The organism is Coprococcus sp. RTP21281st1_F1_RTP21281_210402, from assembly GCF_040915325.1.
Classification (GTDB): domain Bacteria; phylum Bacillota; class Clostridia; order Lachnospirales; family Lachnospiraceae; genus Coprococcus; species Coprococcus aceti.
This window is the reverse complement of record NZ_JBCPDQ010000015.1, coordinates 1-25,964: the sequence shown is the minus strand read 5'-3', so window position 1 is coordinate 25,964 and position 25,964 is coordinate 1. Positions and strand designations below refer to the sequence as shown.

Annotated in this window: 26 protein-coding genes and 2 tRNA genes; 8 read left to right on the top strand and 20 right to left on the bottom strand. The window is 44.7% G+C overall.

What is annotated here, in order from left to right:
* The first annotated feature begins 282 nt into the window (after positions 1–282).
* Complete coding sequence (locus AB5150_RS14955; protein WP_015533424.1) at positions 283–1,899, top strand: CTP synthase; 1,617 nt, start codon at positions 283–285, stop codon at positions 1,897–1,899.
* Between the two features lie 92 nt (positions 1,900–1,991).
* On the opposite strand, the gene AB5150_RS14950 is transcribed toward AB5150_RS14955, so the two are convergent.
* Both AB5150_RS14950 and AB5150_RS14945 read right to left on the bottom strand, forming a co-directional pair.
* Positions 1,992–2,618 carry an HAD family hydrolase gene (locus AB5150_RS14950; protein ID WP_055224256.1) on the bottom strand — a complete coding sequence of 209 codons (627 nt, stop codon included), beginning with the start codon at positions 2,616–2,618 and terminating at the stop codon, positions 1,992–1,994.
* Positions 2,619–2,637: 19 nt separating this feature from the next.
* A complete protein-coding gene (locus AB5150_RS14945; protein WP_015533426.1) occupies positions 2,638–2,958 on the bottom strand; it encodes a metalloregulator ArsR/SmtB family transcription factor in 321 nt (106 codons plus the stop codon).
* A gap of 191 nt (positions 2,959–3,149) precedes the next feature.
* On the opposite strand from AB5150_RS14945, the gene AB5150_RS14940 reads away from it, so the two are divergent.
* Entirely contained in the window at positions 3,150–3,347 is a 198-nt protein-coding gene (locus tag AB5150_RS14940) for a DUF378 domain-containing protein (protein ID WP_015533427.1), read from the top strand.
* 55 nt (positions 3,348–3,402) lie between these two features.
* Here the strand turns inward: AB5150_RS14940 and AB5150_RS14935 are convergent, their stop codons facing one another.
* Genes AB5150_RS14935 through AB5150_RS14920 form a run of 4 tightly spaced genes read right to left on the bottom strand, consistent with a single transcriptional unit; the run spans position 3,403 to position 6,585 of the window.
* Positions 3,403–4,353, bottom strand: coding sequence for a CPBP family intramembrane glutamic endopeptidase (locus tag AB5150_RS14935; protein ID WP_015533428.1), 951 nt, complete (start codon positions 4,351–4,353; stop codon positions 3,403–3,405).
* A 4-nt stretch (positions 4,354–4,357) separates the two neighbouring features.
* Entirely contained in the window at positions 4,358–4,738 is a 381-nt protein-coding gene (locus tag AB5150_RS14930) for a RidA family protein (RefSeq protein ID WP_015533429.1), read from the bottom strand.
* Between the two features lie 42 nt (positions 4,739–4,780).
* Positions 4,781–5,830 carry a S1 RNA-binding domain-containing protein gene (locus tag AB5150_RS14925; protein WP_308936789.1) on the bottom strand — a complete coding sequence of 350 codons (1,050 nt, stop codon included), beginning with the start codon at positions 5,828–5,830 and terminating at the stop codon, positions 4,781–4,783.
* 35 nt (positions 5,831–5,865) lie between these two features.
* Positions 5,866–6,585, bottom strand: coding sequence for an acyl-[acyl-carrier-protein] thioesterase (locus AB5150_RS14920; protein ID WP_015533431.1), 720 nt, complete (start codon positions 6,583–6,585; stop codon positions 5,866–5,868).
* A 146-nt stretch (positions 6,586–6,731) separates the two neighbouring features.
* Here AB5150_RS14920 and AB5150_RS14915 point away from each other — a divergent pair.
* Positions 6,732–6,804 (top strand) — tRNA-Gln (locus tag AB5150_RS14915).
* A gap of 219 nt (positions 6,805–7,023) precedes the next feature.
* Here AB5150_RS14915 and AB5150_RS14910 read toward each other — a convergent pair.
* On the bottom strand, positions 7,024–7,875 hold the full coding sequence (locus tag AB5150_RS14910; RefSeq protein WP_349818809.1) for an amidohydrolase family protein: 852 nt from the start codon (positions 7,873–7,875) through the stop codon (positions 7,024–7,026).
* A gap of 143 nt (positions 7,876–8,018) precedes the next feature.
* On the opposite strand from AB5150_RS14910, the gene AB5150_RS14905 reads away from it, so the two are divergent.
* Positions 8,019–8,759 carry an N-acetylmuramoyl-L-alanine amidase gene (locus tag AB5150_RS14905; RefSeq protein WP_349818810.1) on the top strand — a complete coding sequence of 247 codons (741 nt, stop codon included), beginning with the start codon at positions 8,019–8,021 and terminating at the stop codon, positions 8,757–8,759.
* A gap of 74 nt (positions 8,760–8,833) precedes the next feature.
* Here AB5150_RS14905 and AB5150_RS14900 read toward each other — a convergent pair whose 3' ends face one another.
* The 7 genes from AB5150_RS14900 to AB5150_RS14870 all read right to left on the bottom strand — a co-directional run bounded on the left by AB5150_RS14900 (position 8,834) and on the right by AB5150_RS14870 (position 16,768).
* A complete protein-coding gene (locus AB5150_RS14900) occupies positions 8,834–9,931 on the bottom strand; it encodes a GGDEF domain-containing protein (RefSeq protein ID WP_117875354.1) in 1,098 nt (365 codons plus the stop codon).
* 129 nt (positions 9,932–10,060) lie between these two features.
* Complete coding sequence (locus AB5150_RS14895; protein ID WP_015533435.1) at positions 10,061–10,633, bottom strand: indolepyruvate oxidoreductase subunit beta; 573 nt, start codon at positions 10,631–10,633, stop codon at positions 10,061–10,063.
* Positions 10,634–10,635: 2 nt separating this feature from the next.
* Positions 10,636–12,378: an indolepyruvate ferredoxin oxidoreductase subunit alpha gene (gene iorA, locus AB5150_RS14890; RefSeq protein ID WP_368292134.1), complete on the bottom strand. Its 1,743-nt coding sequence runs from the start codon at positions 12,376–12,378 to the stop codon at positions 10,636–10,638.
* 175 nt (positions 12,379–12,553) lie between these two features.
* Positions 12,554–14,392 carry a von Willebrand factor type A domain-containing protein gene (locus tag AB5150_RS14885; RefSeq protein WP_349818811.1) on the bottom strand — a complete coding sequence of 613 codons (1,839 nt, stop codon included), beginning with the start codon at positions 14,390–14,392 and terminating at the stop codon, positions 12,554–12,556.
* Positions 14,393–14,511: 119 nt separating this feature from the next.
* Positions 14,512–15,222, bottom strand: a complete 711-nt coding sequence (locus tag AB5150_RS14880) for a hypothetical protein (RefSeq protein ID WP_055274038.1) — start codon at positions 15,220–15,222, stop codon at positions 14,512–14,514.
* The gene (locus tag AB5150_RS14875) at positions 15,219–15,737 is read right to left on the bottom strand and encodes an RNA polymerase sigma factor (protein WP_015533439.1); all 519 of its coding nucleotides are present in this window, start codon (positions 15,735–15,737) and stop codon (positions 15,219–15,221) included. Before AB5150_RS14875 ends, AB5150_RS14880 begins: the two co-directional genes overlap by 4 nt.
* Before the next feature lie 89 nt (positions 15,738–15,826).
* Positions 15,827–16,768, bottom strand: a complete 942-nt coding sequence (locus AB5150_RS14870) for a hypothetical protein (protein WP_349818812.1) — start codon at positions 16,766–16,768, stop codon at positions 15,827–15,829.
* A gap of 181 nt (positions 16,769–16,949) precedes the next feature.
* Here AB5150_RS14870 and AB5150_RS14865 point away from each other — a divergent pair, with 181 nt between their 5' ends.
* Together AB5150_RS14865 and AB5150_RS14860 are read left to right on the top strand one after the other, a co-directional pair.
* Positions 16,950–17,669 (top strand): GTP pyrophosphokinase family protein, encoded by a 720-nt coding sequence (locus tag AB5150_RS14865; protein WP_349818813.1) that lies wholly within the window; start codon positions 16,950–16,952, stop codon positions 17,667–17,669.
* Positions 17,670–17,798: 129 nt separating this feature from the next.
* Positions 17,799–17,872 (top strand) — tRNA-Arg (locus AB5150_RS14860).
* Between the two features lie 125 nt (positions 17,873–17,997).
* Here the strand turns inward: AB5150_RS14860 and AB5150_RS14855 are convergent.
* The 3 genes from AB5150_RS14855 to AB5150_RS14845 form a co-directional block, all read right to left on the bottom strand.
* The gene (locus tag AB5150_RS14855; protein WP_004853714.1) at positions 17,998–18,426 is read right to left on the bottom strand and encodes a hypothetical protein; all 429 of its coding nucleotides are present in this window, start codon (positions 18,424–18,426) and stop codon (positions 17,998–18,000) included.
* Positions 18,427–18,497: 71 nt separating this feature from the next.
* Positions 18,498–19,265, bottom strand: a complete 768-nt coding sequence (locus AB5150_RS14850) for a hypothetical protein (protein WP_349818814.1) — start codon at positions 19,263–19,265, stop codon at positions 18,498–18,500.
* A 139-nt stretch (positions 19,266–19,404) separates the two neighbouring features.
* The gene (locus tag AB5150_RS14845; RefSeq protein ID WP_242859170.1) at positions 19,405–20,430 is read right to left on the bottom strand and encodes a hypothetical protein; all 1,026 of its coding nucleotides are present in this window, start codon (positions 20,428–20,430) and stop codon (positions 19,405–19,407) included.
* Between the two features lie 150 nt (positions 20,431–20,580).
* Between AB5150_RS14845 and AB5150_RS14840 the strand changes: the two genes are divergently transcribed.
* Both AB5150_RS14840 and AB5150_RS14835 read left to right on the top strand, forming a co-directional pair.
* Positions 20,581–21,861 carry an amidohydrolase family protein gene (locus tag AB5150_RS14840; RefSeq protein ID WP_368292132.1) on the top strand — a complete coding sequence of 427 codons (1,281 nt, stop codon included), beginning with the start codon at positions 20,581–20,583 and terminating at the stop codon, positions 21,859–21,861.
* Between the two features lie 125 nt (positions 21,862–21,986).
* On the top strand, positions 21,987–22,217 hold the full coding sequence (locus AB5150_RS14835; RefSeq protein ID WP_015533445.1) for a hypothetical protein: 231 nt from the start codon (positions 21,987–21,989) through the stop codon (positions 22,215–22,217).
* 64 nt (positions 22,218–22,281) lie between these two features.
* Here AB5150_RS14835 and sstT read toward each other — a convergent pair whose 3' ends face one another.
* The 3 genes from sstT to AB5150_RS14820 all read right to left on the bottom strand — a co-directional run bounded on the left by sstT (position 22,282) and on the right by AB5150_RS14820 (position 25,762).
* Entirely contained in the window at positions 22,282–23,532 is a 1,251-nt protein-coding gene (gene sstT / locus AB5150_RS14830; RefSeq protein ID WP_015533446.1) for a serine/threonine transporter SstT, read from the bottom strand.
* Between the two features lie 246 nt (positions 23,533–23,778).
* Positions 23,779–24,894 carry a 5-methyltetrahydropteroyltriglutamate--homocysteine S-methyltransferase gene (locus tag AB5150_RS14825; RefSeq protein WP_015533447.1) on the bottom strand — a complete coding sequence of 372 codons (1,116 nt, stop codon included), beginning with the start codon at positions 24,892–24,894 and terminating at the stop codon, positions 23,779–23,781.
* A gap of 124 nt (positions 24,895–25,018) precedes the next feature.
* Complete coding sequence (locus AB5150_RS14820) at positions 25,019–25,762, bottom strand: PIN domain-containing protein (protein ID WP_055274035.1); 744 nt, start codon at positions 25,760–25,762, stop codon at positions 25,019–25,021.
* Between the last annotated feature and the right edge of the window lie 202 nt (positions 25,763–25,964).

Genomic DNA, 25,964 nt, shown 5'->3' with positions numbered 1-25,964 from the left:
ACGCCCCACATTTACATACTCTTTTATAATTATATTAGTATATGTCGATACACGCAAGTGCAACGACATAATGTATGTCGTGCACAGGTGCGACAGCCTTCACGCATCAGTGTGCTTCATTATTTCATGTCATCTGACCCTAAAACGTTCATTTCAACAGCCAGAGCATTATTTTGCCAAGTTTAATTTGTTTTTAGCTTGTTTTTCTCAATTGACTTTTAGATATGGCTTGCTTATAATATGTTAATGTAGTTTTTTGAAGTATTAATGGAGGATATAATTATGGCAGTCAAGTATGTGTTTGTCACTGGTGGTGTTGTATCTGGACTCGGTAAGGGTATTACTGCTGCTTCTCTTGGACGTCTTCTCAAGATGAGAGGATATAAAGTCACAAGCCAGAAGTTCGACCCTTATATCAATATTGATCCGGGAACAATGAACCCTATCCAGCACGGCGAAGTTTTTGTCACTGACGACGGCGCCGAAACAGATCTGGATCTCGGTCACTATGAGCGTTTTATAGACGAAAGTCTCAACAAGAATTCTAATGTAACAACCGGAAAGGTATACTGGAGCATCCTTCAGAAGGAGCGCCATGGTGATTTCGGAGGACACACAGTACAGGTAGTGCCACATATCACCAATGAGATAAAAGACAGATTCTACAGAAATCCCGATGCAAAGGATACTGAGGTAGCGATAATCGAGATCGGCGGAACCGTTGGAGATATCGAAAGCCAGCCATTCCTTGAGGCTATCAGACAGTTCCAGCATGAGGTCGGTCCTAAGAACTGCATCATGATCCATGTAACTCTTATCCCTTATCTGAAGGCTTCAGGTGAGATCAAGACCAAGCCTACCCAGGCGAGCGTTAAGAATCTTCAGGGAATGGGTATTCAGCCCGATATCCTCGTATGTCGTTCCGATCTTCCTCTTGATCAGGGCATCAAGGATAAGATCGCACTGTTCTGTAACGTGCCGAGCAGAAACGTTATACAGAATCTTGACGTGGATGTTCTGTATGAGGTTCCACTTGCCATGGAGAAGGAGCACCTTGCCGATGTAGTATGTGAGTGCCTGGATATGGAATGTCCTCCACCTGCAGAACAGGCATGGCTCGAGTGGACAAGCATGATAGATGCATGGAAGCATCCTGAGAAGAATGTAAGAGTTGCTCTGGTCGGAAAGTACGTATCACTTCACGATGCCTATATCTCAGTAGTTGAGGCATTGAAGCATGCCGGCGTTGCCAACAAGGCAGAGGTTGAGATCAAGTGGGTTGACTCCGAGCTTGTAACAGAGGAGAATGTCGCTGAGATCCTCGGCGATATAGACGGAATCCTTGTTCCGGGCGGCTTTGGCGACAGAGGTATAGAGGGAATGATCACTTCTATCAATTACGCCAGAACACACAAGGTTCCTTACCTTGGACTGTGTCTCGGAATGCAGCTCACGATAGTTGAATTTGCAAGAAATGTACTTGGATATTCAGACGCCCACAGCTCTGAGTTCAATCCAAACTCATTCCACCAGGTAATCCACATCATGCCAAACCAGCACGATGTAACCGATCTTGGCGGTACCCTCAGACTTGGTTCATATCCTTGTGTGCTTGCAAAGGATTCAAAGTCATACCAGTTATACGGTACAGAATATATCCACGAGCGTCACAGACACAGATACGAGGTCAACAATGACTATCGTCAGGCTCTGACTGACAACGGAATGGAGCTTGTCGGACTGTCACCTGACGGACATATCGTCGAGATGATCGAGATTCCTGAGCATCCTTGGTTCATCGGAACACAGGCACATCCGGAATTCAAATCAAGACCAAACAAGCCACATCCTCTTTTCAAAGGATTTGTAGCAGCTGCACTTGAGCATATGGATAAATAATATATAGAGACAGGGAGTATATCAACTGATGATATACTCCCTGTTTTTCTGTTTATTATGTTTTATAGCAGGTCTGTAAATGACCTTCCGGATCACTCCACCACGTCAAGAAGTTCCGCAAATGTATGGATCTCCGCATCCTTATCCTTCACACTGCCAAACCCGTATGCCGCGTGAATAAACTTTATCCCGGCAAATCTGGCACTGTCGCAGTCTCCCTGGATGTCGCCGACATATGCAGCATCCTCTATTCCATTCTTCTCCATGAGTATCTTTATACTCTCGCCCTTTGATACCTTTGTATCTCCCCAGCAGAGTATATCCTTAAAATACTTTCCAAACCCGTAATAATCAAGAAATGCCTCTATATATCCACTCTGGCAGTTGCTGACTATAAACAGCCTGTGTGATCCCGAAAGCTTCGCAATGGTATCCTCTACACCATCGTACAGAACGCCGCCATGTTCACGGAGATACTCGTTCTCATAGTCTCCGCAGGCATCCATAAGCTGAGTCATTCTGTCCTCCGAATACGCTCCGAACAGCTTGTCGGCAATGGCATCCATAGGCATACCCATAACAGATTTGATATCGGCCTCTGTCACCTTCATGTCCACATCAGCCTGTCTTTCGAGGACTTCACTCCAGGACGCAGCAACATTTGCCGCGCTGTCCCACAGAGTTCCATCCATGTCAAATATAAGTGATTCTACCTTCATATTCTACCTCTCGTATATTCTATTCAAGTATATGGTCAACACCCTGTTTGATGATGGTCACAACGTGCTCATCGGCCAGGGAATATATTATATTCTTGCCCTCTCTTCTGCTTTTTATCAATTTGGCCTGCTTCAGCACCCTGAGCTGGTGTGAAATAGCCGATGCATTCATCTCCAGACGCTCTGCGATGTCTCCGACACTCAGTTCCTGCTTAAGCAGGGCGAACATGATGGATATACGTGTCGCATCGCCAAACACCTTGAACAGGTCTGCCAGATCTGCGAGATCCGCCTGTTCCAGTTCATAACTGTCAAAAAAAATATTTTTATCTTCTGCCATATCTATGGTCCTTTCTGCTCCCAAACAAGCAACTCACGTGTTCCATTTGAACAAGTATTCATATGTAAATTTACTACACTTACTTTTTTGTGTCAAGTCACCTGAATCTCATGAATATTTCAAATGATAACTGCACACAATTACATCATACTGAAACGCCGCATTTGGCGCGATCATATTGGAGGTCAAAAATGAAAACATTAAATTGCATATGTCTCACACTGACCATAATCGGTGCTATCGTATGGGGCATTATAGGACTGTTCAGCTACAACATAGTGGACGGCATCTTCGGTGCCGGAACTGCATTTTCCAGAATAATCTATACTCTGGTGGGTGTTGCCGGACTGTATGCCATCTCCTTCTACTGGTTACTCAACAGGGATTAACGGCATTAATATGCAAATGCCCGCACCTATAAAAGTGCAGGCATTGTATTACATATCATAAAACAAATTCTGTTATTATCATAAATCCTATGCATACGCACAGTGCCAGAACAAGCGGCACAGATATGATCCTCGGTCTCTTGACCTCAGCGTTCCTGTTTCTTCTGAACATCGCCAGCATATCCATATGCCTTCCATTCAGGTACGCCAACAACACTATCATCGCCGCAGCCGCACACAATCCCATAAATGCAAATGGAATATATATCAATATCGTCTGCTTGAGCTGATCTGCTGCTATTCCCTCAGAAGCCTGTTTCTCCACCATCTGCTTTAGCACGCTGACATGTGATGCTATATAGCTGATGATGACGGATATCTCATTAAAGCAGAAATGGGCATACATGGTCGTAAATATACTTCCTGTCGCCTCGGCAAGAAATCCCAACATCATTCCCAGAACCATCGCATATGCCATCTGATTGAAATTCATGTGCATGGCTCCGAACATTATTCCTCCTATGATTATAGCCGCCAGTCTGCTGCCATATCTGTAGCTTCCCATTATGACGCCTCTGTAGGCAAGCTCCTCCACGATTCCCGGAGTGACCGCCATGAGAAGTGTTGACACCCACAGCTTATGATTCGACACAAGACCTGTTGCAAGCTCGGTAGTGGCACTCTCCACCCACAGAAGACTTATGGCATTTATGAGTGTCATAAGAGGCTCAAGAGCCACGACGAATGCCGGAACGATGATTATCGCCAGCCAGTGCGTCTTTTTCAGTCTGAGCGTTTCGCGCAGATCACATTTGCTTATAAGAATATATATGATCGTCGGCACGAATATCATGCTCTGGCTCAGGATCAGATTCTGAACCATGGTTATATGTGAGCCGATATTCGTCTTCCACAGGATCATAACAACACACAGATACACACATATCAGCGACAGGAAAAACCATGACGCTCCGTGTACCTTTCTCTGAACATTGTCCTGTCTCATACGCTTACTCTACTGTAGCGATGGCTTCTATCTCTATAAGCACATCCTTAGGGAGTCTTGCAACCTCCACGCATGAACGTGCAGGGAAATCGCTTGTGAAGAAGTCCTTGTAAATATCATTTATCTTGCCAAAATCATTCATATCCTTGATAAATACTGTTGTCTTCACTACCTTATCCATAGATGAGCCTGATGCCTCTATGAGATTCTTGAGATTGCCGATCGCCTGTCTTGCCTGTACAGTGACATCTCCCTCAACCAGTGTATTTGTCTCAGGATCGATAGGTATAACTCCTGATGTAAAAAGCATTCCATTCACGAGAACCGCCTGTGAATATGGTCCTATTGCCGCTGGTGCCTTTGGTGTACTTATTATTGTCTTCATGTTTTGTTCCTCCTGTTTTTTACTATTATATATGATGAACTATTACTCCTCATCCATCTCGCTCAGCTCCGCCATGAGAGCCTTTCTGTTGTTGCGCCTTCCGCCATTGCTTCTGGTGAATTTCACAGTGCCTTTTCTGTCTGGCACGGGCTCCGGTGACCGTCTGGATACCGGCTTCTTCGTCTCAGGCTTTGCACGCTTTACAACATCGGCTTTGGTTGTTCCTTTTTTCGCAAGCTCTGCCCGCTCTTCCTCGGACAGTATCTCAATGTTCTTCTCTGTGATCCTTATCTTACCGTCCTTGAGGAGCTTGCCAACCGCCGTCTTAAATGCTCTCTTGCTTATTCCAAATTCCTTCTCTATCACCTTTGAATCTGCCTTGTCATTGAACGGGAGCACTCCATTATATGAATCGATGATATTCAATATCATCTCTGCATTCTCCCTAATCTGCATCTTTATCGGCTTCTGCATGGTGAGGTTCAGCTTGCCGTCTTCCCTGACTGACGCAACCCTGCCCTCAACGTGGTCGCCGGCATATATGGCACTGTGTATCTCCTTCTTCGGGATAAGTGCTGAATATTTGTTGTCCACAGCGACAAATGCACCATACTCGGAGCTGTACTCTATAACTATTCCCGATATAGCATCTCCCTGCTTATATGGGGAATTGCTGCTCAGATACTCATAAACCTTCATGGACACACACAGTCTGTCCGATTTGTCAGTGTACATTCTGACCAGATATTCATGGTTCTCTCTCACTGGGCCAACCTGCTCCTTAAACGGAAGCAGAATATCCTTTTCAAGTCCCCAGTCCATGAATGCACCGATCTTGGTAGTTCCCACACACCTGAGAACAGCCATCTTACCCATAGTTATATATGGAACATTCACAGTTGCAATGAGTCTGTCGTCAGAATCCCTGTATATGAACACGTTGATGTGCTCGCCTGTCTTTATGCCATTCGGAACCTGCTTTCTCGGAAGAAGCACCTCACTGTCAGAATCCGCACATCCAAGATACACACCAAATTCCTTTTCTCTCTTTACTATAAGATCATTCCATTCGCCTATCTTTATCATCGTCATACCGTCCTCTTAATTTTTTCTGTCGACACAGTATATCATATATCCTTACTGCTCCGTTCAAACTGGACAACACACCTTGTCCTGTCCTCTTCATCTGCCAGGATTATCTGAACATATCTGTCGTCAATAAACCTCTTTACTACTATAACATCATCTTTCACATATTGCATCTTATATTCCGCTCTGACTGCAATAATATCCGCAACATCATCCACGTATTCCTGGGCAAGAGCAATATACGCTTCATTATTCATATGATTGTTGGAGTCTATCTGATAAGACATGACCTTTCTGGTATCTATAGTCTCCGCATCGCCCAGCAGTTTTACCTTGCGCGGCGCATACTCCATGTCTATGGCAGGCTCCATCGGATATGCGTCTGACACCTCTTTGTCTATCTTGACAGGTCTCAGCCTCTCGGTGTCCATATAGCTCCAAATGGATGCCGCCTTAACTATGCGTTCTCCATTCTCGTCCAGTATATCTATATTTCTGAATCCCAGAGATGCCTTGAAATCATATGCCCACGTCCTGACCTTGATCTTCTCTCCCATCGCAGGATATCTGACCACCTCTATCTGCCAGGAAACCAGGAACCATGCTCTGTGGTGTTCTGCCAGATAATCCAGCCCTATGCCGACCTCCTCCGACTGCAGTATAGCACAGTCCTGGAAATAGTTCGCTATGGTCGCCATGTTGGATATCTTATTTCCACCAGTCTCACTATACCTGACTATCGCTTCATATGAATACATTACGCCACCTCCATGATGCTCATTTTACTATAATTTTATACCCTATTTAGAGGGCTATCGCAAGGTGAAAAATTTTTTTGAAATTTTTTTAAAAAAGTGCTTGCATTATTCTGAGCTTTAGTATATACTACCATTTGTTGAGGCAATGGGCTATCGCCAAATGGTAAGGCACTGGACTCTGACTCCAGCATTTTCAAGGTTCGAATCCTTGTAGCCCAGCTACTAAGACTTGAGATTTATCTCAAGTCTTTTTTATTTTATAAACCGCTTCATATAATGATACTTACAGTGGGCAGTCCGCTCCACAGCACATAAAAAAGACATGTCGTTAGGCTCCGACATGTCTTTCGTGTATTACTATCTGTGAAAAATTTCATTGGCGTAACAAAAATGTAACACATTTTTAAAACATTATCAATAGGTTTTCGCGTATTTTTTCTAAAAATTCAATTTCAATCCAAGCAATTTTCGCGCATTATTCTCAAATATATTGTTTTTGTCCACATCTTCCAGATCAAGGGCCTCTATGTCCGCACATGACTGTTCCTGATCAGACCATGGGCTGTCCGTTCCGAACAGGATCTTGTCAGACCCGTGAGCTGCCACTATCTTCTTAAACATGTCACCATCAAGAAGCTGCCATCTGTGCGATGCCCCCTCCCGCCAGTCTATCTGTCCATAGGAAAATGCCGTGTCAAAATACACATCTCTTCCGCAAAGTCTGTTCAGCACGTCATCCCACATCTGCCATCCACCCATATGGGCAAGCACAAGCTTGTCAGGCCCAACCTCATCCAGCACCTCCTCCGCCATTGCAGGAGTGCAGTGAGTCACATCAGGAAGTCCTATGTCTGTTCCCGCATGTGTCACCACGATAAGCCCAAGCTCTGTGGCATAGCTGATTATCCTTTTATATCTTATATCGTTGAAAAAAGCCCCCTGGTAGTCAGGATGGATCTTTATCCCCTTCAGACCTTTGTCGCATATATCCCTGAGTATCTCTTTGTAATTGTCATTGTCGGGATGTATCCCTCCAAACGACCACACATGTGTCTCTGAAAAGCGCTCATTCTCATCAACTGCGAATTCATTTATATGCTTATATTGTTTCGGAGACGTTGCCACCGGAAGTACCACAGACACATCCACATGTCTGCTCCTCATGTCATTCTCCAGTCCGTCAAGTGTGCCATCCGAATGTGCCCTTGTACCGGATCTGCTCTCCAGAAGCCCTACCGTCTTGGCTGCTATCCTGTCGGGATACGTGTGTGTGTGAAAATCTATTATCATAAATATTCCTCCTGTACATTTATACTGCGTAAGCGCAGAACACCTCTGCTGCGGCCATGCTGTTCACGTTCTCCATATCCCCAGTTGAAAAACATCGGATTTTGAGGTATCTTTATCAAAGATATTTCCACAAAGGAGAAAACATGAGCAAACGAAAAAAGAAAATGACGCTGAAACAGATGCGTTCCCTCGTCGTCTTTTTGGTCGCCATAAACATCATACTATTATTGTGCATACTTGTCATGGGATTTTTTCTGGCAAAGGCACAGATCACCAAGGGGAAAGGACAGACTGTCATGCTCCAGAAGGCCAACGACACATACACGGTGTGTGTGGATGCTGGTCATGGAGGAAGCGATGTAGGCGCTGTGGGACTTGACGGAAGCTACGAGAAGGACGACAATCTCCGTCTTGCGCAGGAGGTTGCCAAAGCCCTGAAAAAGAGCGGCGTCAACGTCATAATGACCAGATCCGACGACAGCGACACACAGCTCGACTCCCGTTCAAAGATAGCAAACAAGGCCAAGGCTGATATCTTCGTTTCGCTACACCGCAATTCAACAGCCAACCCAAACACCACAAAGGGCATTGAGATATGGATACACAGCTCAGGATCTGAGCGCAGTTATGCGGCCGCAGATGACATTCTGAGCAATCTCGAGGAAGTTGGTATAACCTCCAACCGAGGGGTGCGAATCGGAACCCAGGGAGACAGCGATGATGACTATGCAGTCATCAGAGACACCGATATGACAAGCATGATCGTTGAGATGGGCTTCATGACCAACCAGGACGATCTGGACTATTTCAATGAAAATCTTGAGAACTACGCCAAGGCAATATCCAACGGTGTGGTTCAGTGGCTGAACGATTATGTCCAGTAACGCCGGACATATCATAACATTTGAATAATTCCATAAAAAAATAACACATTGAGCACAGCCCAATGTGTTATTTTTTATTCACTTATAACTGTTCTGTTTCTTCCTGATTCCTTCGCCTTATAGAGTGCTGAATCCGCTCTGTTGAACCATGCCTTGGAACTCTCTCCCTTGGTGTACTCAGCGACACCACAGCTACAGGTTATTCCATCCTTGTTCATAAAGTGGAAATAGTAGCATCTGAACTCTGTTCTTATGTCCTCAACAACATTCATGACCTTGGACAGTTCCACATCATGGAACAGTATCACGAACTCCTCACCGCCGTATCTGAAGGCAAGTCCCATATCCTTCGACTTCTCCTTCATCATCTTACACAGCGCCTTGATAACTATATCTCCATTGCTGTGGCCATATGTATCGTTGACTTCCTTGAAATGATCTATATCAAATATGGTGACATAGGACTTCGCCCCAGTCTGCTCCACATTCTCGATCTCCTTATCAAGGCTCTCCTCAAATGATCTTCTGTTGTACAGGCCTGTCATCGGATCAACCATAAGCTCACTCATCAGTGTTACCTGTCTGTTGTAGCTTCCGGCAATCGATTCCATAAGTGCCTTCGTGTGCTTGTTGACGACCATAACCATCGCACACATAACAGATACTACCAGTATGTATATGAGCAGTGCTCCAACCCAGTTCATCTGTGTGGCAAGCTCACCGACATTCAAATGTAATCTCACAACATTGATGACCATGAGTGCAAGCACCGCAACTCCCGACCATACCGTCAGCTCCTGATCTGCAAATAACGCCGTGGCAATTATGGTGACACACGGAATAAGTATAAGCGGGTATATGGTGCAATATGTAAATGCTATAACACCGACACATACATATATCATACCTGTCACGACATAATTCTTGTGCTTTATGTCCGCCTCATCGTGCTTCATATAAAAATAGCAAATTGTGATTGCTATAGCCTGTACTATCATCGGCAGCACGATATACTTTACTATATATGCGCCTGCTCCTATGCTCTTATCTACTCTGTATACTCCAAATAATATCCATGAAATAACAAAAGAAATACTGCATATAACTATCATCATACGCCATACCAGCATATGCCATCTTGCGTCAATCTCATCCTTGTTAATATCATTCATGTGTACGCACCCCGCAAACCATCATATGTGTTGATTTTACCATATGAGGGTCCTTTTTTCCACCATTAATCAACAAAAGACGGACTTTTTTTATGCCAAAATCCGTCTTTTGTACTAAAAATCGTCAAATTACTTAAGGTTGTAGCCAACCTCAAATGCCTCAAGATTCTTCTCCACTGTCTTAGGTGGAACTGTGTTCTTGATAACCTCAACCCATGCATCATGTGAGAAATCCATGTGCTGTGCCGCGATTCCTATGATGACTGTGTTAAATACCTTGTTGTTGCCAAGCTTCTTTGCCTCGTCCATGGCATCAACTGAGATAACCTTGTACTTGCCGCTGAGCTCCTCGATGATTCCATCAGGATACTGTGCTGCGCCTGTAACTACAGTGATAGGATCTATTCTCTGGTCATTTACGATGATAACTCCATCCTTCTTCAGGAAGTGTGCATATCTGAGCGCCTCAAGTCTCTCAAATGCTATGAGGACATCTGCACATCCCTCTTCCACGATAGGCTCATTTACCTTCTCACCATATCTTACATATGTAACAACACTTCCACCTCTCTGGCTCATTCCGTGAACCTCTGAGAGCTTTACATCATAACCTGCTGCCGTGGTGATTCCACCGAGTATACGGCTTGTGAGAAGTGTTCCCTGTCCGCCTACGCCGACGATCATAATATTCTTTGTCTCCATGATTAGAACTCCTCCCTTTCTATAGCATCGAACTTACAACGCTTCATGCACAGTCCACAGCCTGTACAGAGTGTGTCATCTATACGGATGGTTCCATCCTCCTGCCTGATAACTGCAGGGCATCCAGGCTTTAAGCACATACCGCACTTCTTGCACTTCTCAGGTATTGCCTTGCATCTTCCTGTTATCTTAGTCGTCTTCAAGAGTACACAAGGTGACTTTGTGATGATGACTGATACCTCATCCTTTGCTGTCTCCTCCTTGATGAGCTTCTTAAGACCTTCTATATCAAATGCATTTATCTCATGGACGCTCTGGATTCCCAGTGCCTTGCAGAGATTGTAAATATCAATGGCATATGTAGAATCTCCCATCAGTGTCTTACCTGTTGCGGCGTGATCCTGATGTCCTGTCATACCTGTTGTCGAGTTGTCAAGTATGATGACTGTTCCTGTGCTCTGGTTGTATACCATGTTCATGAGTGAGTTCACACCTGTGTGAAGGAATGTTGAATCACCTATGACCGCTACCCAGTTCTTGATATAATCCTTGCCCTTTGCCTTCTCCATTCCATGAAGGGTAGAGATGGATGAACCCATGCAGACTGTTGTGTCAATAACACTGAGCGGTGCGACAGCTCCGAGTGTGTAACATCCGATATCTCCTGCAGCGTGGATCTTCAGCTCTGAGAGGACTGAGAATACGCTTCTGTGTGGACATCCTGGACAGAGGATAGGTGGTCTAGCTGGAACCTGAGCAGCCTCGACTGTCTCTACCTTCTCGCCGAGAAGCTTCTCTCTGAGCATATTTGCGCTGTACTCACCCTGAACTGTAAGCAGCTCCTTGCCGACTGCATCTATTCCCCATGATCTGACCTGAGTCTCGATATGTGGCTCAAGCTCCTCGATGACATACACCTTGTCTACCTGTGCACAGAAGTCCTCGATCATCTTTCTTGGGAGTGGATTTACCATGCCAAGCTTTAAGACCGATGCGTTTGGCATAGCCTCTCTGACATACTGGTAAGGGATACCGCTGGTGATGACACCCACACTCTTGTCTCTCATCTCAACTCTGTTGATCGGCATGTCAGCTCCGTCTGCTGCCATGTCCTTGAGTCTCTGCTCTACAAATACATGACGTGGTATAGCGTTACCAGGCATCATGACATATTTCTTTATATTTCTCTCATATGGCTTGTCAGGAATCTCCTGTCTGTCACAGAGCTCTACAACGCCCTGTGAGTGTGAGAGTCTTGTGGTTGTACGGAGCATTACAGGAGTATCATACTTCTCACTCAGCTCAAATGCATACTTTGTGAAATCCTTTGCCTCCTGGCTGTCTGATGGCTCAACAACTGGGATCATGGCTGTTCTTGCTACAAGTCTTGAATCCTGCTCATTCTGTGATGAGTACATTCCAGGATCATCTGCTGCAACAAGTACCATACCTCCATTCACACCTGTGTATGCTGCGGTGAACAGCGGATCTGATGCCACGTTCACACCTACATGCTTCATCGACACTATTGATCTCACTCCCGCAAATGATGCACCGATCGCTACCTCTGTGGCTACCTTCTCATTTGGTGACCACTCTGAGTAGATATCTCCTTTGTACTGCACCATGTTCTCACTGATCTCTGTACTTGGTGTTCCAGGATATGCCGCTGATACCTTGACACCCGCTTCATAACAGCCTCTGGCGATGGCTGCGTTACCAAGCATAATCTTTTTTTCGCCCATGAATCTTACCCTTCCTGTCTATATTGATATTCTTGTTTTTATTTTTTCGTCTTAATTGACACTCTAATTTGTTATTATACAAGAATTATCAATAAAATAAAAGAGTTTTATACAATGTGATTACAAAGTGTGATTACAAAGCCATATCGAACAGCTCCTCTTATCGACATTTTCCCTAGTCAGTTATATTCTGCGTCTGACGTACCATGTCTGCAAAGCCCTGCCACTGCATATCGATAATATCGCCACTGCCGGCTGAACTGTCCACCTTACCGCCAACAAGAGCCATAACCATATCAAAATCTGCAGAACCCACATATTCACTGTTTTTGAGGATCATACCATAGGCCGCCACGGCACTTGCCGCACTCATGTCAACGGACATTTCGCTGCTGTAGCTGTCAGTCTTCACCACACGGCTCACAAGACTGCTCTTATCCCCATCCGGCTCCTTGTATCTTACGTTCACTGTCGCAAGCTCACCGGTATAGTCCTCTGCGCTATCAGACTTATCCTTAACGTCTTGTGATGCAGTCTCCGATGTATTTGCCTGATTGGAATCCTGTCCGTATTTGTGCTCGGCTGCAGGCACATCGAAGTCTGATCCCGCAGGCACTATCTCATAGAGCACCGTCACCATATGTCCTGCGCCTATCTCGCCGCCGTCCACAGCGTCATTTGCAAAGTCCGCATCCGCAAGGGCGCGGTTCTCATAACCTATCTGCCTGTAACCCTTGACATTTGCCGGATTGAACTCTATCTGAAACTTCACATCCTTGGCAACGGTGTTCAGAGTTCCGCCCATCTCGTCCACCAGCACCTTCTTTGCCTCATACGCAGAATCTATAAACGCATAGCTTCCATCACCATTATCAGCAAGAGCCTCAAGCTTGTTGTCCTTCAAATTGTCCGTTCCAAACCCAAGCACGCTGAGAAAAATGTTGTTTTCCTTCTTCTCCTCGGTTATCAGATCCACAAGGTCGCTCTCACTGGTAAGCCCCACGTTCAGATCCCCGTCCGTTGCAAGTATGACACGGTTGTTGCCTCCCTCTATAAAGTTCTTCTCCGCCAGCTCGTAAGCTGTGATGATGGCATCTCCGCCGTTGGTACAGCCCTCGGCTGTCATACTCGAAAGCGCCTCATTTATCGTGTACTGCTCTGAGCCGGATGTGCCCGAGAGCACCACCGTATCCTCACCCGCATATGTGACTATGCTCACCTTGTCGTTCTCATCCAGATTCTCCGCCAGCATGGCAAATGACTGCTGCACGAGTGGGAGTTTGTTATCTTCATACATGGATCCCGAGGTGTCGATCAGGAACACCAGATTTGAAGGCTTCTTGTCTCCAAAATCTATTTCATCCGTGTTGATCCCAACCATCATGAGCTTTGTGGCCTTATTCCACGGGCAGTCCGAATATTCTGTGTATATGGAGAACTTCTCTCCATCCTCAGGCTTCCTTCTGTAGTCATAGGTAAAATAGTTCAGCATCTCTTCTATTCTCACCGCTCCGTCCGGTGGGAGACAGCCTGACTCTATATACGACCTGACGTTGCTGTATGATGCCGTATCCCTGTCCGCCGCAAATGTGGAGAGAGGTCTGTCCGCTGTGGATACAAATCCATTCTCCGCCACGCTGTCATACTCTCTCGTATCGTAGGCGATCTCTGTATACATAGAATTTGAAGCATCTGTCACCATCGCTGTATCTCCAGCGACTGTTGCCACATCACAAGCTTCCTCCGCATACATAACATCATTCGACGTACTGTTGAATATTCCACTCAAGCCATTGTCCTGCAGCGACTTCTTTTTTTGCTTACTTTCTTTTTCCCTGTACTTTTCTGCGATCCCTGTTATCTCTGTCTTATCCCCATTTTGTTTTTCAAGGCGCATTCCCCTGCCATCTACTGCATCATCGTTACCGCAGCCCGTAAGACCTCCTACCATCATAATCCCTGCCATAACTGCGCATATGGATCTTGCAAATATTTTTGAATTATATTTCATCATAAAAAATCCCTCCGTAATATGAATTTCAAGCTACCGGTCAAGCTTTATATTCTATATACGAAGGGATTACTATTTTTTATGGTAATTTCTGTATTTTTTTAATTTTTGATTTGTTTGTGCTATTCTGCCCTCTCAAATCTGTACCAGTTGCCCTCAACCTTCACTACAAGGCTGCCATCATCACACACAATGTAGGCTGAGTTTCTGGATGGGTTCATGTCAAAGTTGACCTCGCCGTCATTTGCCGGCACGCCATCGGTGTAGCTCTCAGCGTAGGCCGCTTTGCTCTCATCCACGCTGTCAGCATCGACCATGTCGTATGTGTCCCTGTAGAGCACACCATCCAACATGATCATGGGGATATAGTCAGCACTATTCACAGAATTCTGAGCATCAGTATTTCTCTGTACATCATAACTCGCCGTGGCGTTTTCTGCCATTTCAGCAGCATCGCTTTGAATATCGTCTGCCGCAGCCGCGTCACTTTCTTGTGCATAATAACTTTCATCCGAAGTCACCTTCACACTGTTGTCCTGCGCTGTCTTATCGCTTGCCCTCTTACGGCTGTTCCTTAACGGTCCGGCTACGATCAGCACACACACCACTGCCGCTGCCACAAGACCGGAAACGATCTGGATGGTTCTTCTGTTCCTGTCTTTACGGTCTTTCTTGACTCCAAACTTCTTATCTCCAGATTTCTTATCCTGCACCCGATGCGCATCCACCGCATCAAGTCCTGCCTCTATTTTTCCCCAGAGATCAGGTGCATCCATATTCTCTATATATTTGTCAGCTATTTCCTTTTCCAGTTCATCTTCATGTCTGTTCATAGTCTGCACCTCCTAAGTCTCTTGATCGCACTGTTGTAAAGCCACGTGACTGTTCCCATCGGCTTGCCAACTATCTCTGATATCTCTCTGAAGGTAAATCCTCCAGCCACCTTCATATCAACTATCTCCCGCTCATCAGGCTTAAGCGACTCCATGGCCACCTTCAGTGACACGCTGTTCACAACCTGTTCCTCCATGCTGCCACTCTGCCCGGTCTCCGGTATCTCATCCACCAGAGCCTCACGGTCTATCTTCCTGATCCTGTCCACCGCCATATTCCGGGCGATCGTGACCAACCATTTCTTATGTCCATTTCCCGGCTTATAGCTTCCCGCAATGCTATACAGCTTGATGAAGAATTCCGATGTCACATCCTCAGCCTCCTCGCGCTGTCCTATGGTGTCGTACACCACAGCATATATGAGCTTCAGATACGCATCATATATGTGCCGCAGGCTATCCCTGTCGCCCGCCGCCATCGCAGACATGCACTGTTCAAATTCTCTGTCTGTCATAGCTCCCTCCTCATGATAATATACGTTATATCAACTGATTTTTATGGAATGTCATTTAACTTTTTAATCTTTTCCGCCTATTTACAACATCATATCTTCCGCATGGCGGCAAATCCCATCACGTAATTTTTCCTGCCACCGGCCGTGTCAAATGGCCATACCATATGGCGGCTGTCAACCAGCTCCACGTCGTAGTTCATATGAAGCGACATATCCTTCATGAGCTGTGCCACACCTTCTATGTGCTCCACCGACTTCATCGTCTCCACATCCCGCCTGTCAAATGCATTTGCAAGCTTCTCTGCGCATGTCTGATCCTCACATGCAGCGACCTCATATCCATATATGAGGACATCCTTTGTCATATGGTACATGTAGTCATTGAGTCTCTCCACCGCCGCCTCGTTCAGCCCCGAGATGGCACTGCTTATGAGTCTAAGATCCTCGTCATGATAATTGTCCCTGTAGTGGTAAAGCAATGCCGCAAATCTGGAATTGAGCTGGCTGTGAAGCCCGACCGCCACACTGTAATCAAATATATCAAGATACCTGTCGGTGTCATTTACTATATCCCCAGATTCCGTTCTGCCAATATATTTACCGGAATTGGCAGTCGCTATGCCTGTCAGGAACTCAAGTATATGCTCGGTGTCCTCACAGTCCTCAAGCATCGCCTCATACAAGCGGTACTGGTCATCGTCTACAAGCCAGAATGGAATATCCGCTATTATATAATCCTGTTCCTTCAGCCCATATTCCCTGACTGCCGAAAGCACAGCTTCCCTGTCTCTGTCTATGAGCACCAGCCTGTAATTATCTGCCAATCTTCCTATATCTATATCGCCGGCCGGCCCTATTCCCCACAGTGCAAGCACAGGCTTTGAATTCGCTGCATCTGCATCCTGCCCGGATTCTTTTTTTACCCGGCAGTTATTTTCTATATATTCCGTCACCTCACGTCTGTACTGTTCCCATCCCACATAGGAATCCGGTATACGCTCCGTGGCGATCATCTCATCAAAATAGCTCATTGTCTTCTCCTGACTCTGTGAACTGACAAATAAAGCAAAATGGTTATGCCTGTCAGTATTTATTGATCATTCACAGGTATTTTATAAAATTTTATTTTTAAGCACAAGTGGAATGTAGTATAATACACATAGTTGTGCAACAGGACACACCATTCCAGTTTTTTTACATTTTGGAGGAGTTATGGAATCAATACAGACAAACGCTCTGAACAGCAAATACATCAATTCACTCCTGCGCCCGGAGGAAAATCCTTTCATGCAGGAGATGCATAGTTTTGAGGAGATCATGATGATGTATTCATGTGCCATCAGAGAGGTGAAGACAAAATTTGAAGTGCTGAACGATGATTTCAGCGTAAGATATAAGAGAAATCCTATAGAATTCATACAGTCAAGGATCAAAAAGCCTGTCAGCATTGCCAAAAAGCTTGCAAGCAAGGGCTGTCCGGTTACATGTGCAAGTATACTGAACAATCTGGATGATGTCGCCGGAATAAGGGTCATCTGCCCATTCATCGACGACATATATATGGTGGCAGAAAAGCTCATAAGTCAGGACGACATCACCCTGATCGAGGCAAAAGACTACATATCGCATCCAAAGCCAAATGGCTACCGCAGTCTGCATGTCATAGTCGAGATTCCTGTGTTCTTCGCAGACCACACAAGGAATATGCGTGTGGAGGTACAGATCAGAACAATCGCGATGGACTTCTGGGCGAGCCTGGATCACCAGCTCAGATATAAGAAGGATATCCCGAACGTGGACATGATATCCGCAAGACTTAAGAAATGCGCAGATGTGATATCCGCAACAGACCTTGAGATGCAGTCCATCAAGAACAGCATTTATGGTCAGCGATATATTCCTGAACTTAAGAGAGAATCACCTAAAGAATAATTACAGTTATTTTTCTCCTACTGATATTTTTTCAACCACAGGGAGAATGAAAAAATTGAAATATTTGCAACTTTTTATTTGACATTTGCTCAAACCTGTTGTATTATAACTGATGTTGTTAATCAACATGTGTGCATAGCTCAGCTGGATAGAGCACTTGGCTACGGACCAAGGTGTCGGGGGTTCGAATCCTCTTGCGCACGTGACAGAAGCTGTCTGAATTATTTCAGACAGCTTTTTTGTTTCATCAAAACTAACTTTATAACAGCCAAATATTATTCATAAAAAAGCCAGGGGGTGCGACTATAAGCTTTATTTACATAAAGTGCTACTCCCTGCTCCCCAGATATTCTTCCACCTTCTCCGGCGTATCCAGTCTCAGCCGTACAATAGTCATCATGATCATGTATCGCAGGACTTCCTTTAATATCTCTTCGTCAAACTGCGACTTCATATTTTCCGGATACGCATGTACGAGAAAATGCACATTGTAGGCATCGCCCTGTCTTGAGATAAATGCACTCACATAGAGTCCATTCATGACCGCTGTTATGATGTCGTCATCCGTGATCTGTATATTTATCTTATACATCTTTGATATAAACTTTACCGTCTTGTCTTCTTTTACGAGAAAACGCCTGTCTGTAATCTCTCCTATGGAAAAGTTCTGTTTATGGAGTGTTATCGCCTGCAGGAATTCTGATTCCCTGTCATTCTCAATTATATAATCATATATATCATTAGGTGTGTATGCCATATTGTTCAAGTTATCCTTTCATCTATTTGTCTATATGCTAAGCGCTTTTGTCTATCACTCGTCCGGAGTCGTCACGTCACACTGCCCATCGTAAGTCCGATCACAAATACCACAAATGCACCAATCGTAAGCACATACCACTCGATAACACGGACTGTAAGTTCCCAGTCAGACGGCTCAACATCATACAGGTTTCTCACCCTGGGCCACATGGCCAATCTGAAAAGTTCATCTGGAAACAGCATACTTACGACCGCAATGATGCATATAATGATTCCGAATATATATAATACTATATTTCCTCTGTTTGTTGTCTGCGGACCATTAATAAACTTCACTATTTCATAAATATCCGGCGGATTTGCATAATAATCTCCTAAAACCACATCAAACTCGTTGGTCATCGTGCCGTCCGCATTGTATACCATGTATCCATCTTTTGAGACAGCGCCTCTAAAAAACACCTTATCACCCGCCATGATCTTTACTCCGATATAATCATCAGATGATAACATGCCGTTCTCCGTCCCTGCCGGTATGGCAGAATGATCCTCCATCCAGCTATATGGTCCATATGTTACGTCTCTATACCCATCTCCTGTAAATCGATGATAACACTTAAATTCTATGCTCTGGTCATCATATACTATGATACTTGTATGTCCATCTGTATATGTCACATTTCCCTGTTCTTCTTTTCGGGTCAGAAAGTCACCCCTGAATTCTATTCCCTTTATGGACATTATAATCGGATAAATTATGGAAAATGCTATGATCATTGCCACTATAATGCTCATCAGAACCTTTTGCGTCCTGGATAAATTCTTTATTCTCTCCATATACATTTCCCCCTTCGATCAGGAATTTTCTGTTATCTCCACGAGCTGCGAAACATACTCTGCAGATTTCAAATACATATCGACTGCCTATATTATCCTCCCATGCTATCCGCAGCCCCTGACTACTGCCCGCGCACGCCTAGAACAAATCCAGCGTATTGTCAAGATATATCTCTTCTCTTACCCTCAGCTGGTACTCTGGCTTTGTCATATAGTATAGTAGAAATTCCAGCACTATGGCACTTCCAAGACTTCTTCCCTCTATCTTGAAATTTGAAAACCCCAGCGGCAGGTAAATGTTCTTTATATCATCTATACCTATAAATCCCGGATTCTCCATCGCTTTTGAGAAACGATAGCCACCTGCTGCGTTCGGCGATGTACAGCGGTGAATGGACTTCTCTCCGAGAGCCATACGGCTCACATCCTCATAGCAGTCTTTCCTGTCCTGACAGGAGAACCAACAGCATTCGTTGCACAGGAATTCCACCTTGTCTTTCTTCTTTTGCGTAAACGCACCCAGCCTGTCAAATGCTTTGTTCAGCCGAAAATCCGGCACAACATATCGGAATTCATCCCGGTCAAGCTCTGCTGAAAACAGATCAAAGTCCGTAATGACCTTTGTTGTCGATGAAACCATATATAGTCCCGGATAATTCTCCTGCAGATAATCAAGCAGCAGCTCCGAATGGACTATGACGCCATTTTGAACATATGCCTTGCCTTCTGCCTGGTTAGATCTTAGCATGATACTCCTGCTTCGGGTGTCATCTGCAACAGCCCTGCCATCCTCAAACGCCCTGCACAAGTCATTACACTGCTTATCAGCAAGGTGTCCCGGTCTCAGTAGTGAGTTGCTGAAGGTCAGCCTCGCCGATATTCCATACTCACTCATAAGTTCCAGCACATCTCCGGCACCGCTGTCACCATATCCCACTCTGCCACCGCCCCAGAGGCAGTCACCCGGTGCGCCATACACTGAACCGATATCACACCAGTCGTAAAAATATTCCCTGTGCTCACGATATAGTGGCAGGAACACCTTGTACAGCTCGTAGAATTCAAAAAGTCCGGGCAGATGGTAATGTGCCTTGTATTCAGTTTTGCTATTCCCTGTCTCTGTCTTTGATCTGCCAGACAATGGCTCATTCTTCATAGTGTTCATTTTCCCGTTTTTCTTTCAGTTCTCATATGTTATCTTAATTTCCGCATATTATCTACAATTATATAAAAGTTCTTCATCTGTTGCAAACCATGTTTAGGATATTGTATATTTGAGCTATGGGAATTCACATTTTATAAGCGAGGGATGACTATGAATTATGCATTTACAAATGGAAAAATATTAAACGGAACTAAAGATATGCAGATACAGACCGGGCTCTGTATCCTGGTCAGAGATGGCAAAATATATGACATCATAAAGGATACTGCTGATCTTGACGGATATAAGATCATAGACCTTCAAGGACATTACATTCTGCCGGGTCTTATCAATATGCATGTACATCTTGCGGGAAGCGGAAAACCACAGAAGAAGCAGCGCGACAATGAAAAACTTGTAAATACCATCATGGGCTCGGCGCTTACCAGAGCCATCGCATACAACATGGTGGCGGGCTTTGCAAAGGACGAACTGCTAAGCGGTGTCACTACCATAAGAACTGTTGGCGACCTTGGCAACTTTGACACCAGACTGCGTGACGAGATCGAAGCAGGCACCAAGATGGGGCCGCGTATCCTTGCCGCCAATCAGGGAATCTCAGTTCCCGGGGGACATATGGCGGGATCTGTAGCTATCGCTGCTGCAAACATAGATGAAGCCCTTGCCCACCTGAACAAATGTGAGAAAGAAAAGGTTGACATAATCAAGCTCATGATCACCGGTGGAGTGCTTGATGCAAAGGAAAAGGGAGTCCCTGGAGAACTGAAGATGTCTCCTGACATGGTGAGCGCAGTCTGCGACAAGGCTCATGCAGACGGATACATGGTTTCCGCACACGTCGAATCTCCCGAAGGTGTCCGCGTTGCTCTGGAAAACGGAGTTGATTCCATCGAACACGGCGCTAAAATGGACGATGACATGATCAGACTTTTCAAGGAACGCGGGGCATTCCTCTGCACCACTATCTCTCCGGCTCTTCCATATGCCCTGTTTGACCGCACCCTCACGAATGCGACTGAGGTCGAGCAGTACAATGGAAATGTCGTATTTGAGGGAATCATTGACTGTTCAAAGGCAGCCCTGGCAAATGACATCCCTGTTGTACTGGGAAATGACGTCGGCTGTCCATGGATCACACAGTATGACTTCTGGCGTGAGCTATACTACTTCCACAAATACGTCGGGGTATCCAACTCATTTGCACTGTACACCGCGACAAAGCGGAGTGCAGAGCTTGCCGGGATTGGACAGCTCACCGGATCCATCGAGAAGGGCAAATATGCAGACATGATAGTCACCGCAGGAAATCCTCTTGACGATCTGCGCGTTCTCAGGAATCTTGAGATGGTCATCACCAAGGGAAACATCATCGACCACCCAAAGATCAAGAAGAGGAAGAATGTGGATGCGGAGCTGGACAAGTTTCTGTAAATAATGAATACTGTTTGTGTTTAATATTGCATTTAATGAAGATAAACCTGTTGTTTCTTTCATTGTTAATAGCAATGAGTTAAACTAAAAATACGACTAAACAGCAACGGAGGTTATTATTTATTATGGGAAATACATTTAGGGAAGTGCAGTGTTACAAATGCGGACATATTTTTATGTGGCAGAAAGATGGTATAGAATATCAGTCTGAATATCGTCTGGAAAGCACCAGCGAACTGCTGGGAATTGCAGCATGTCCTAAATGCGGAACGGATATGTTGGTAATTCCGCATATTCTTGAGGGAATCTCTAAAGATTCAAATGGAATTGTAGAATCAGGGATACGAGGAATATAAAGACAAAAACAACCGGGTATGTTTCTTCCTGAACATGCCCGATTATTTTTTATATGGGAATATCCTACTCATCTGGATTCACGATGGCGCCTATCTTAAACTCTCTGCCATCCTTTTGCCACTGTCTGTACTCCGCTGTAGCGGCAAAGAGTACATCTCCCGATGAGTTGATTGCCGTCTCAAGTGAATCCTGGACCACTCCGATGATCATTCCGACAGCAACAGCCTGCATGGATATATCCTGTGGGATTCCAAACAGCGAGCACGCCATAGGAATGAGCAACAGCGAACCTCCCGCAACACCTGAGGCACCGCACGCGCCAAGGGTTGCCATAAGACTGAGCATGAGTGCTGTCGGAACGTCAACCGACACTCCCATGGTATTTGCAACGGAAAGCGCCATTATAGTTATAGTGATGGCGGCACCATCCATATTGATGGTCGCGCCAAGCGGTATGGATACCGAATACACATCCGGGTCAAGTCCAAGTCTTTTGCAAAGTGACATGTTCACTGGGATATTTGCCGCAGAACTTCTGGTGAAGAACGCCGTCACACCTGACTCTCTGAGGCATCTCCACGCAAGTGGATATGCATTTCTCCTTAAGACGATAGTCGCAAGGAGCGGATCTACGATCAATGCAACCATAAGCATGGCGCCCACAAGCACAAGCAGCAATCTGCCATATTCCTTGAATATCGACAATCCACTCTCCGATACTGTCGTGAACACAAGTCCCATGATTCCAAATGGTGCGCACCCGATGATCCACCTCACGACGGTTGATACCGCATCCGATATGGATACAAGTGCAGATTTTATAGACTTGCTTGTCCGTCGCATGGCAAGTCCAAACAAAAGTGCCCATGCAAGTATGCAGAGATAATTTGCGTTGAGTATCGCATTTACGGGATTATCGGTGATGTTGAGCAAAAGATTCTGGAGGACCTCCATGATTCCCGATGGGACGACATCCGCCTGATATGATTCAAGGTCCAGTGTCATGGTTACAGGGAAAATAAAACTTGCGCTCACCGCCACTATCGCTGCGCACAGCGTGCTGAGCATATACATGATCGTCACCATACGGAACTGCTGGCCATTTCCCTTTCCTGCATTTGCAATTGAGCTGATGACAAGGGCAAACACCAGTATCGGCGCAATTGCCTTGAGCGCCCTGACGAACATGGTTCCGATCAGGCCTATTCCCGTTGCCCCCGGCACCAGAAGTCCCAGCACCGCACCGATCACTATTCCAACCAATATCTTCGCGATCAGCGACACCCTATTCCACATCTCTACAATCTTTTTCATGAATCTAACTCCTAACTATATCTATATTTCTGCTTTTTAACATACATTTTCTTTAGCATTCTTCTTTCTCAGAAGAAGTATCCTCACGAGCAAAAACACTGGGAATATAACTCCCGCAAGGATTCCGCGTTTCTTAATAGTATCATATATCGATCAGGCTTGTATATAACAGATTTCATAACACAAAAAGCGGCGAACAGATTCTTGCTTCTGTTCGCCGCCACTTCACTTCTATAATACTCTATTTTATGACCAGACTTCCTCTGCTATCTCCTTAACGAGCTTGAGCTTTGCCCACTGCTCTTCCTCTGTCAGCTTGTTTCCGATCTCACACGATGCAAATCCACACTGAGGGCTCAGGCATAATCTGTCAAGTGGTACATACTTTGCAGCCTCATGGATCCTTGCAATGACCTTCTCCTTGTCCTCAAGAACCGGAAACTTTGTTGTGATGAGTCCGAGCACGACCTTCTTGTTCTCTGAAACCTTTGCAAGAGGTGCAAATCCGCCTGATCTCTCATCGTCATACTCAAGGAACAGCGCATCTACATTCTCATTTGCAAATACATAATCCGCAACTGTGTCATAAGGACCGCTTGTGAAGAATGTTGAGTGGTAATTTCCTCTGCAGATATGTGAAGTGATGACCATATCCTCCGGCTTTCCTTCCAAAGCAAGGTTGTTCACTGCAAGCAGCTCCTTCTTGACATCCTCAAGTGATATTCCAAGTGACTTATATCTCTGCTTTGCTGCATCCCCCACTATGGCGCCCCATGTACAATCGTCAAGCTGAAGATTTCGACAGCCTGCATCGTAAAACTGCTTAATAACATCCTGATAAGCCTTTCCAATGTCCTGGATAAGCTCCTCATTTGTAGGATAGAACTTCCTTGTGTTTGCAATATTGTCAGGTACTATCATCTGCTGAAATGTCTGTGCAGGAGCCGGTATCGTATACTTTGCAACAGTATTCTCATCCTCGAACTGCTTTAAGAACTTGAAATATTCAACAAATGGATGAGCCTTTGCCTTTATCTTACCTACAAGATACGTATCATCAAGAACCGCAAGCTCTGCATCGAATTTCACACCATTTCCAGTGTTCTCATGGGCAACTCCATCAAATCCCCACATAAAGTCAAGATGCCAGAATGTTCTTCTGAACTCGCCATCTGTGATCGCATGGAATCCAAGTTCCTTCTGCTTTTCAACGACCTTGGTAATCTCCTCATTAACAACTTTGTCGAACTCCTCCTTGGTGATCTTTCCGTCCCTGTATGCCGCCTTCGCATCCTTGAGTGCCTGTGGTCTCAGAAAGCTTCCTACAAAATCGTATCTGAAAGGTGTCTGTAATTTGCTCATATGTCTTTATCCTCCGTCGTGTTTTCTCGTTTTCTTAACTTGAGGATATTCTAGCAGGATAGACTGTCCATGAAAAATACTATTATTTTGAGGCTCGTCATAGTTTCAGACTATGTGTAGCATACTATCTTCCCGGAAGGTCTTTTATCAGTGGCCTTATTTTCTTATAAACCGCCCCAACTTTATCATTAGAGAAGATTCTTTGCAAATCGTTATTTACCTGCTGCCTTGTTGTAGCAATTGATAACAATTGCACCACATTTTCTTTCTTATCTACAAATTCTTTTTCTTTGAAATTCTGATTCAAAAAAGACCTTATTTGCATTTCTTTTCCACCCTTGTCTGCCGAAACTTTTTCCTTTGTAACAGAGGTATTGGGTGTAATGGCATTTTTCCCTGTCAATTTGCATATCTCTTCTGCCTTTTGCACTTTTATCTTGTTAGACGCAAATGACTTAACAGCCTGATCGAAATCAGAGTCTTTTGAAATAATATAATACTTTGCAATACGATTCTGCTTGGCAAAATCCCTAATATCAAATAATATCTGACAGTCAACTGCATTTTTTATCGGAATTTGAACTTTTATATAATCAAAATGTGCCTTTGATGCATTAATCCTTCTATGTAATCCAAAAGTCATAGTATCAGCTGCATCGCTATAATAAATTCTTACACAATCCGTCTCTTCAAGCTTTGAAATTCCATTGAGTCCTTCCCGATTAACATTTTCATAATCAACAAAAAAATAGCGATCATATACCAATTCAAGCTCATAATCATCTTCATAATCATCATTACTGCCTTCTACCCAATCCCAAAACCACGGCTCCTGCATATCCGTATAGAGTTCAGCATCATCTCCCATTATTCTTCCTCCTCTTTTTCTATACTACATCTATTTTATTTTTAAGTATAACACTCTCATTTGTATACTTCACTGTTTTTCTTATTTCATCGTAATAAAAACGGCAATGAACAGATAGTTTCCTGTGATATGTACCCAGAATCCTGGACACATATTTATGAACTAGGCTGAACACATGGATGCTATCCTGTATTGTACAGGT

Coding starts and splice junctions, on each gene's coding strand:
- AB5150_RS14955 (WP_015533424.1), top strand. CDS start 283: ATGGCAGTCAAGTATGTGTTTGTCACTGGTGGTGTTGTATCTGGACTC.
- AB5150_RS14950 (WP_055224256.1), bottom strand. CDS start 2,618: ATGAAGGTAGAATCACTTATATTTGACATGGATGGAACTCTGTGGGAC.
- AB5150_RS14945 (WP_015533426.1), bottom strand. CDS start 2,958: ATGGCAGAAGATAAAAATATTTTTTTTGACAGTTATGAACTGGAACAG.
- AB5150_RS14940 (WP_015533427.1), top strand. CDS start 3,150: ATGAAAACATTAAATTGCATATGTCTCACACTGACCATAATCGGTGCT.
- AB5150_RS14935 (WP_015533428.1), bottom strand. CDS start 4,353: ATGAGACAGGACAATGTTCAGAGAAAGGTACACGGAGCGTCATGGTTT.
- AB5150_RS14930 (WP_015533429.1), bottom strand. CDS start 4,738: ATGAAGACAATAATAAGTACACCAAAGGCACCAGCGGCAATAGGACCA.
- AB5150_RS14925 (WP_308936789.1), bottom strand. CDS start 5,830: ATGACGATGATAAAGATAGGCGAATGGAATGATCTTATAGTAAAGAGA.
- AB5150_RS14920 (WP_015533431.1), bottom strand. CDS start 6,585: ATGTATTCATATGAAGCGATAGTCAGGTATAGTGAGACTGGTGGAAAT.
- AB5150_RS14910 (WP_349818809.1), bottom strand. CDS start 7,875: ATGATAATAGATTTTCACACACACACGTATCCCGACAGGATAGCAGCC.
- AB5150_RS14905 (WP_349818810.1), top strand. CDS start 8,019: ATGAGCAAACGAAAAAAGAAAATGACGCTGAAACAGATGCGTTCCCTC.
- AB5150_RS14900 (WP_117875354.1), bottom strand. CDS start 9,931: ATGAATGATATTAACAAGGATGAGATTGACGCAAGATGGCATATGCTG.
- AB5150_RS14895 (WP_015533435.1), bottom strand. CDS start 10,633: ATGGAGACAAAGAATATTATGATCGTCGGCGTAGGCGGACAGGGAACA.
- iorA (WP_368292134.1), bottom strand. CDS start 12,378: ATGGGCGAAAAAAAGATTATGCTTGGTAACGCAGCCATCGCCAGAGGC.
- AB5150_RS14885 (WP_349818811.1), bottom strand. CDS start 14,392: ATGATGAAATATAATTCAAAAATATTTGCAAGATCCATATGCGCAGTT.
- AB5150_RS14880 (WP_055274038.1), bottom strand. CDS start 15,222: ATGAACAGACATGAAGATGAACTGGAAAAGGAAATAGCTGACAAATAT.
- AB5150_RS14875 (WP_015533439.1), bottom strand. CDS start 15,737: ATGACAGACAGAGAATTTGAACAGTGCATGTCTGCGATGGCGGCGGGC.
- AB5150_RS14870 (WP_349818812.1), bottom strand. CDS start 16,768: ATGAGCTATTTTGATGAGATGATCGCCACGGAGCGTATACCGGATTCC.
- AB5150_RS14865 (WP_349818813.1), top strand. CDS start 16,950: ATGGAATCAATACAGACAAACGCTCTGAACAGCAAATACATCAATTCA.
- AB5150_RS14855 (WP_004853714.1), bottom strand. CDS start 18,426: ATGGCATACACACCTAATGATATATATGATTATATAATTGAGAATGAC.
- AB5150_RS14850 (WP_349818814.1), bottom strand. CDS start 19,265: ATGGAGAGAATAAAGAATTTATCCAGGACGCAAAAGGTTCTGATGAGC.
- AB5150_RS14845 (WP_242859170.1), bottom strand. CDS start 20,430: ATGAACACTATGAAGAATGAGCCATTGTCTGGCAGATCAAAGACAGAG.
- AB5150_RS14840 (WP_368292132.1), top strand. CDS start 20,581: ATGAATTATGCATTTACAAATGGAAAAATATTAAACGGAACTAAAGAT.
- AB5150_RS14835 (WP_015533445.1), top strand. CDS start 21,987: ATGGGAAATACATTTAGGGAAGTGCAGTGTTACAAATGCGGACATATT.
- sstT (WP_015533446.1), bottom strand. CDS start 23,532: ATGAAAAAGATTGTAGAGATGTGGAATAGGGTGTCGCTGATCGCGAAG.
- AB5150_RS14825 (WP_015533447.1), bottom strand. CDS start 24,894: ATGAGCAAATTACAGACACCTTTCAGATACGATTTTGTAGGAAGCTTT.
- AB5150_RS14820 (WP_055274035.1), bottom strand. CDS start 25,762: ATGGGAGATGATGCTGAACTCTATACGGATATGCAGGAGCCGTGGTTT.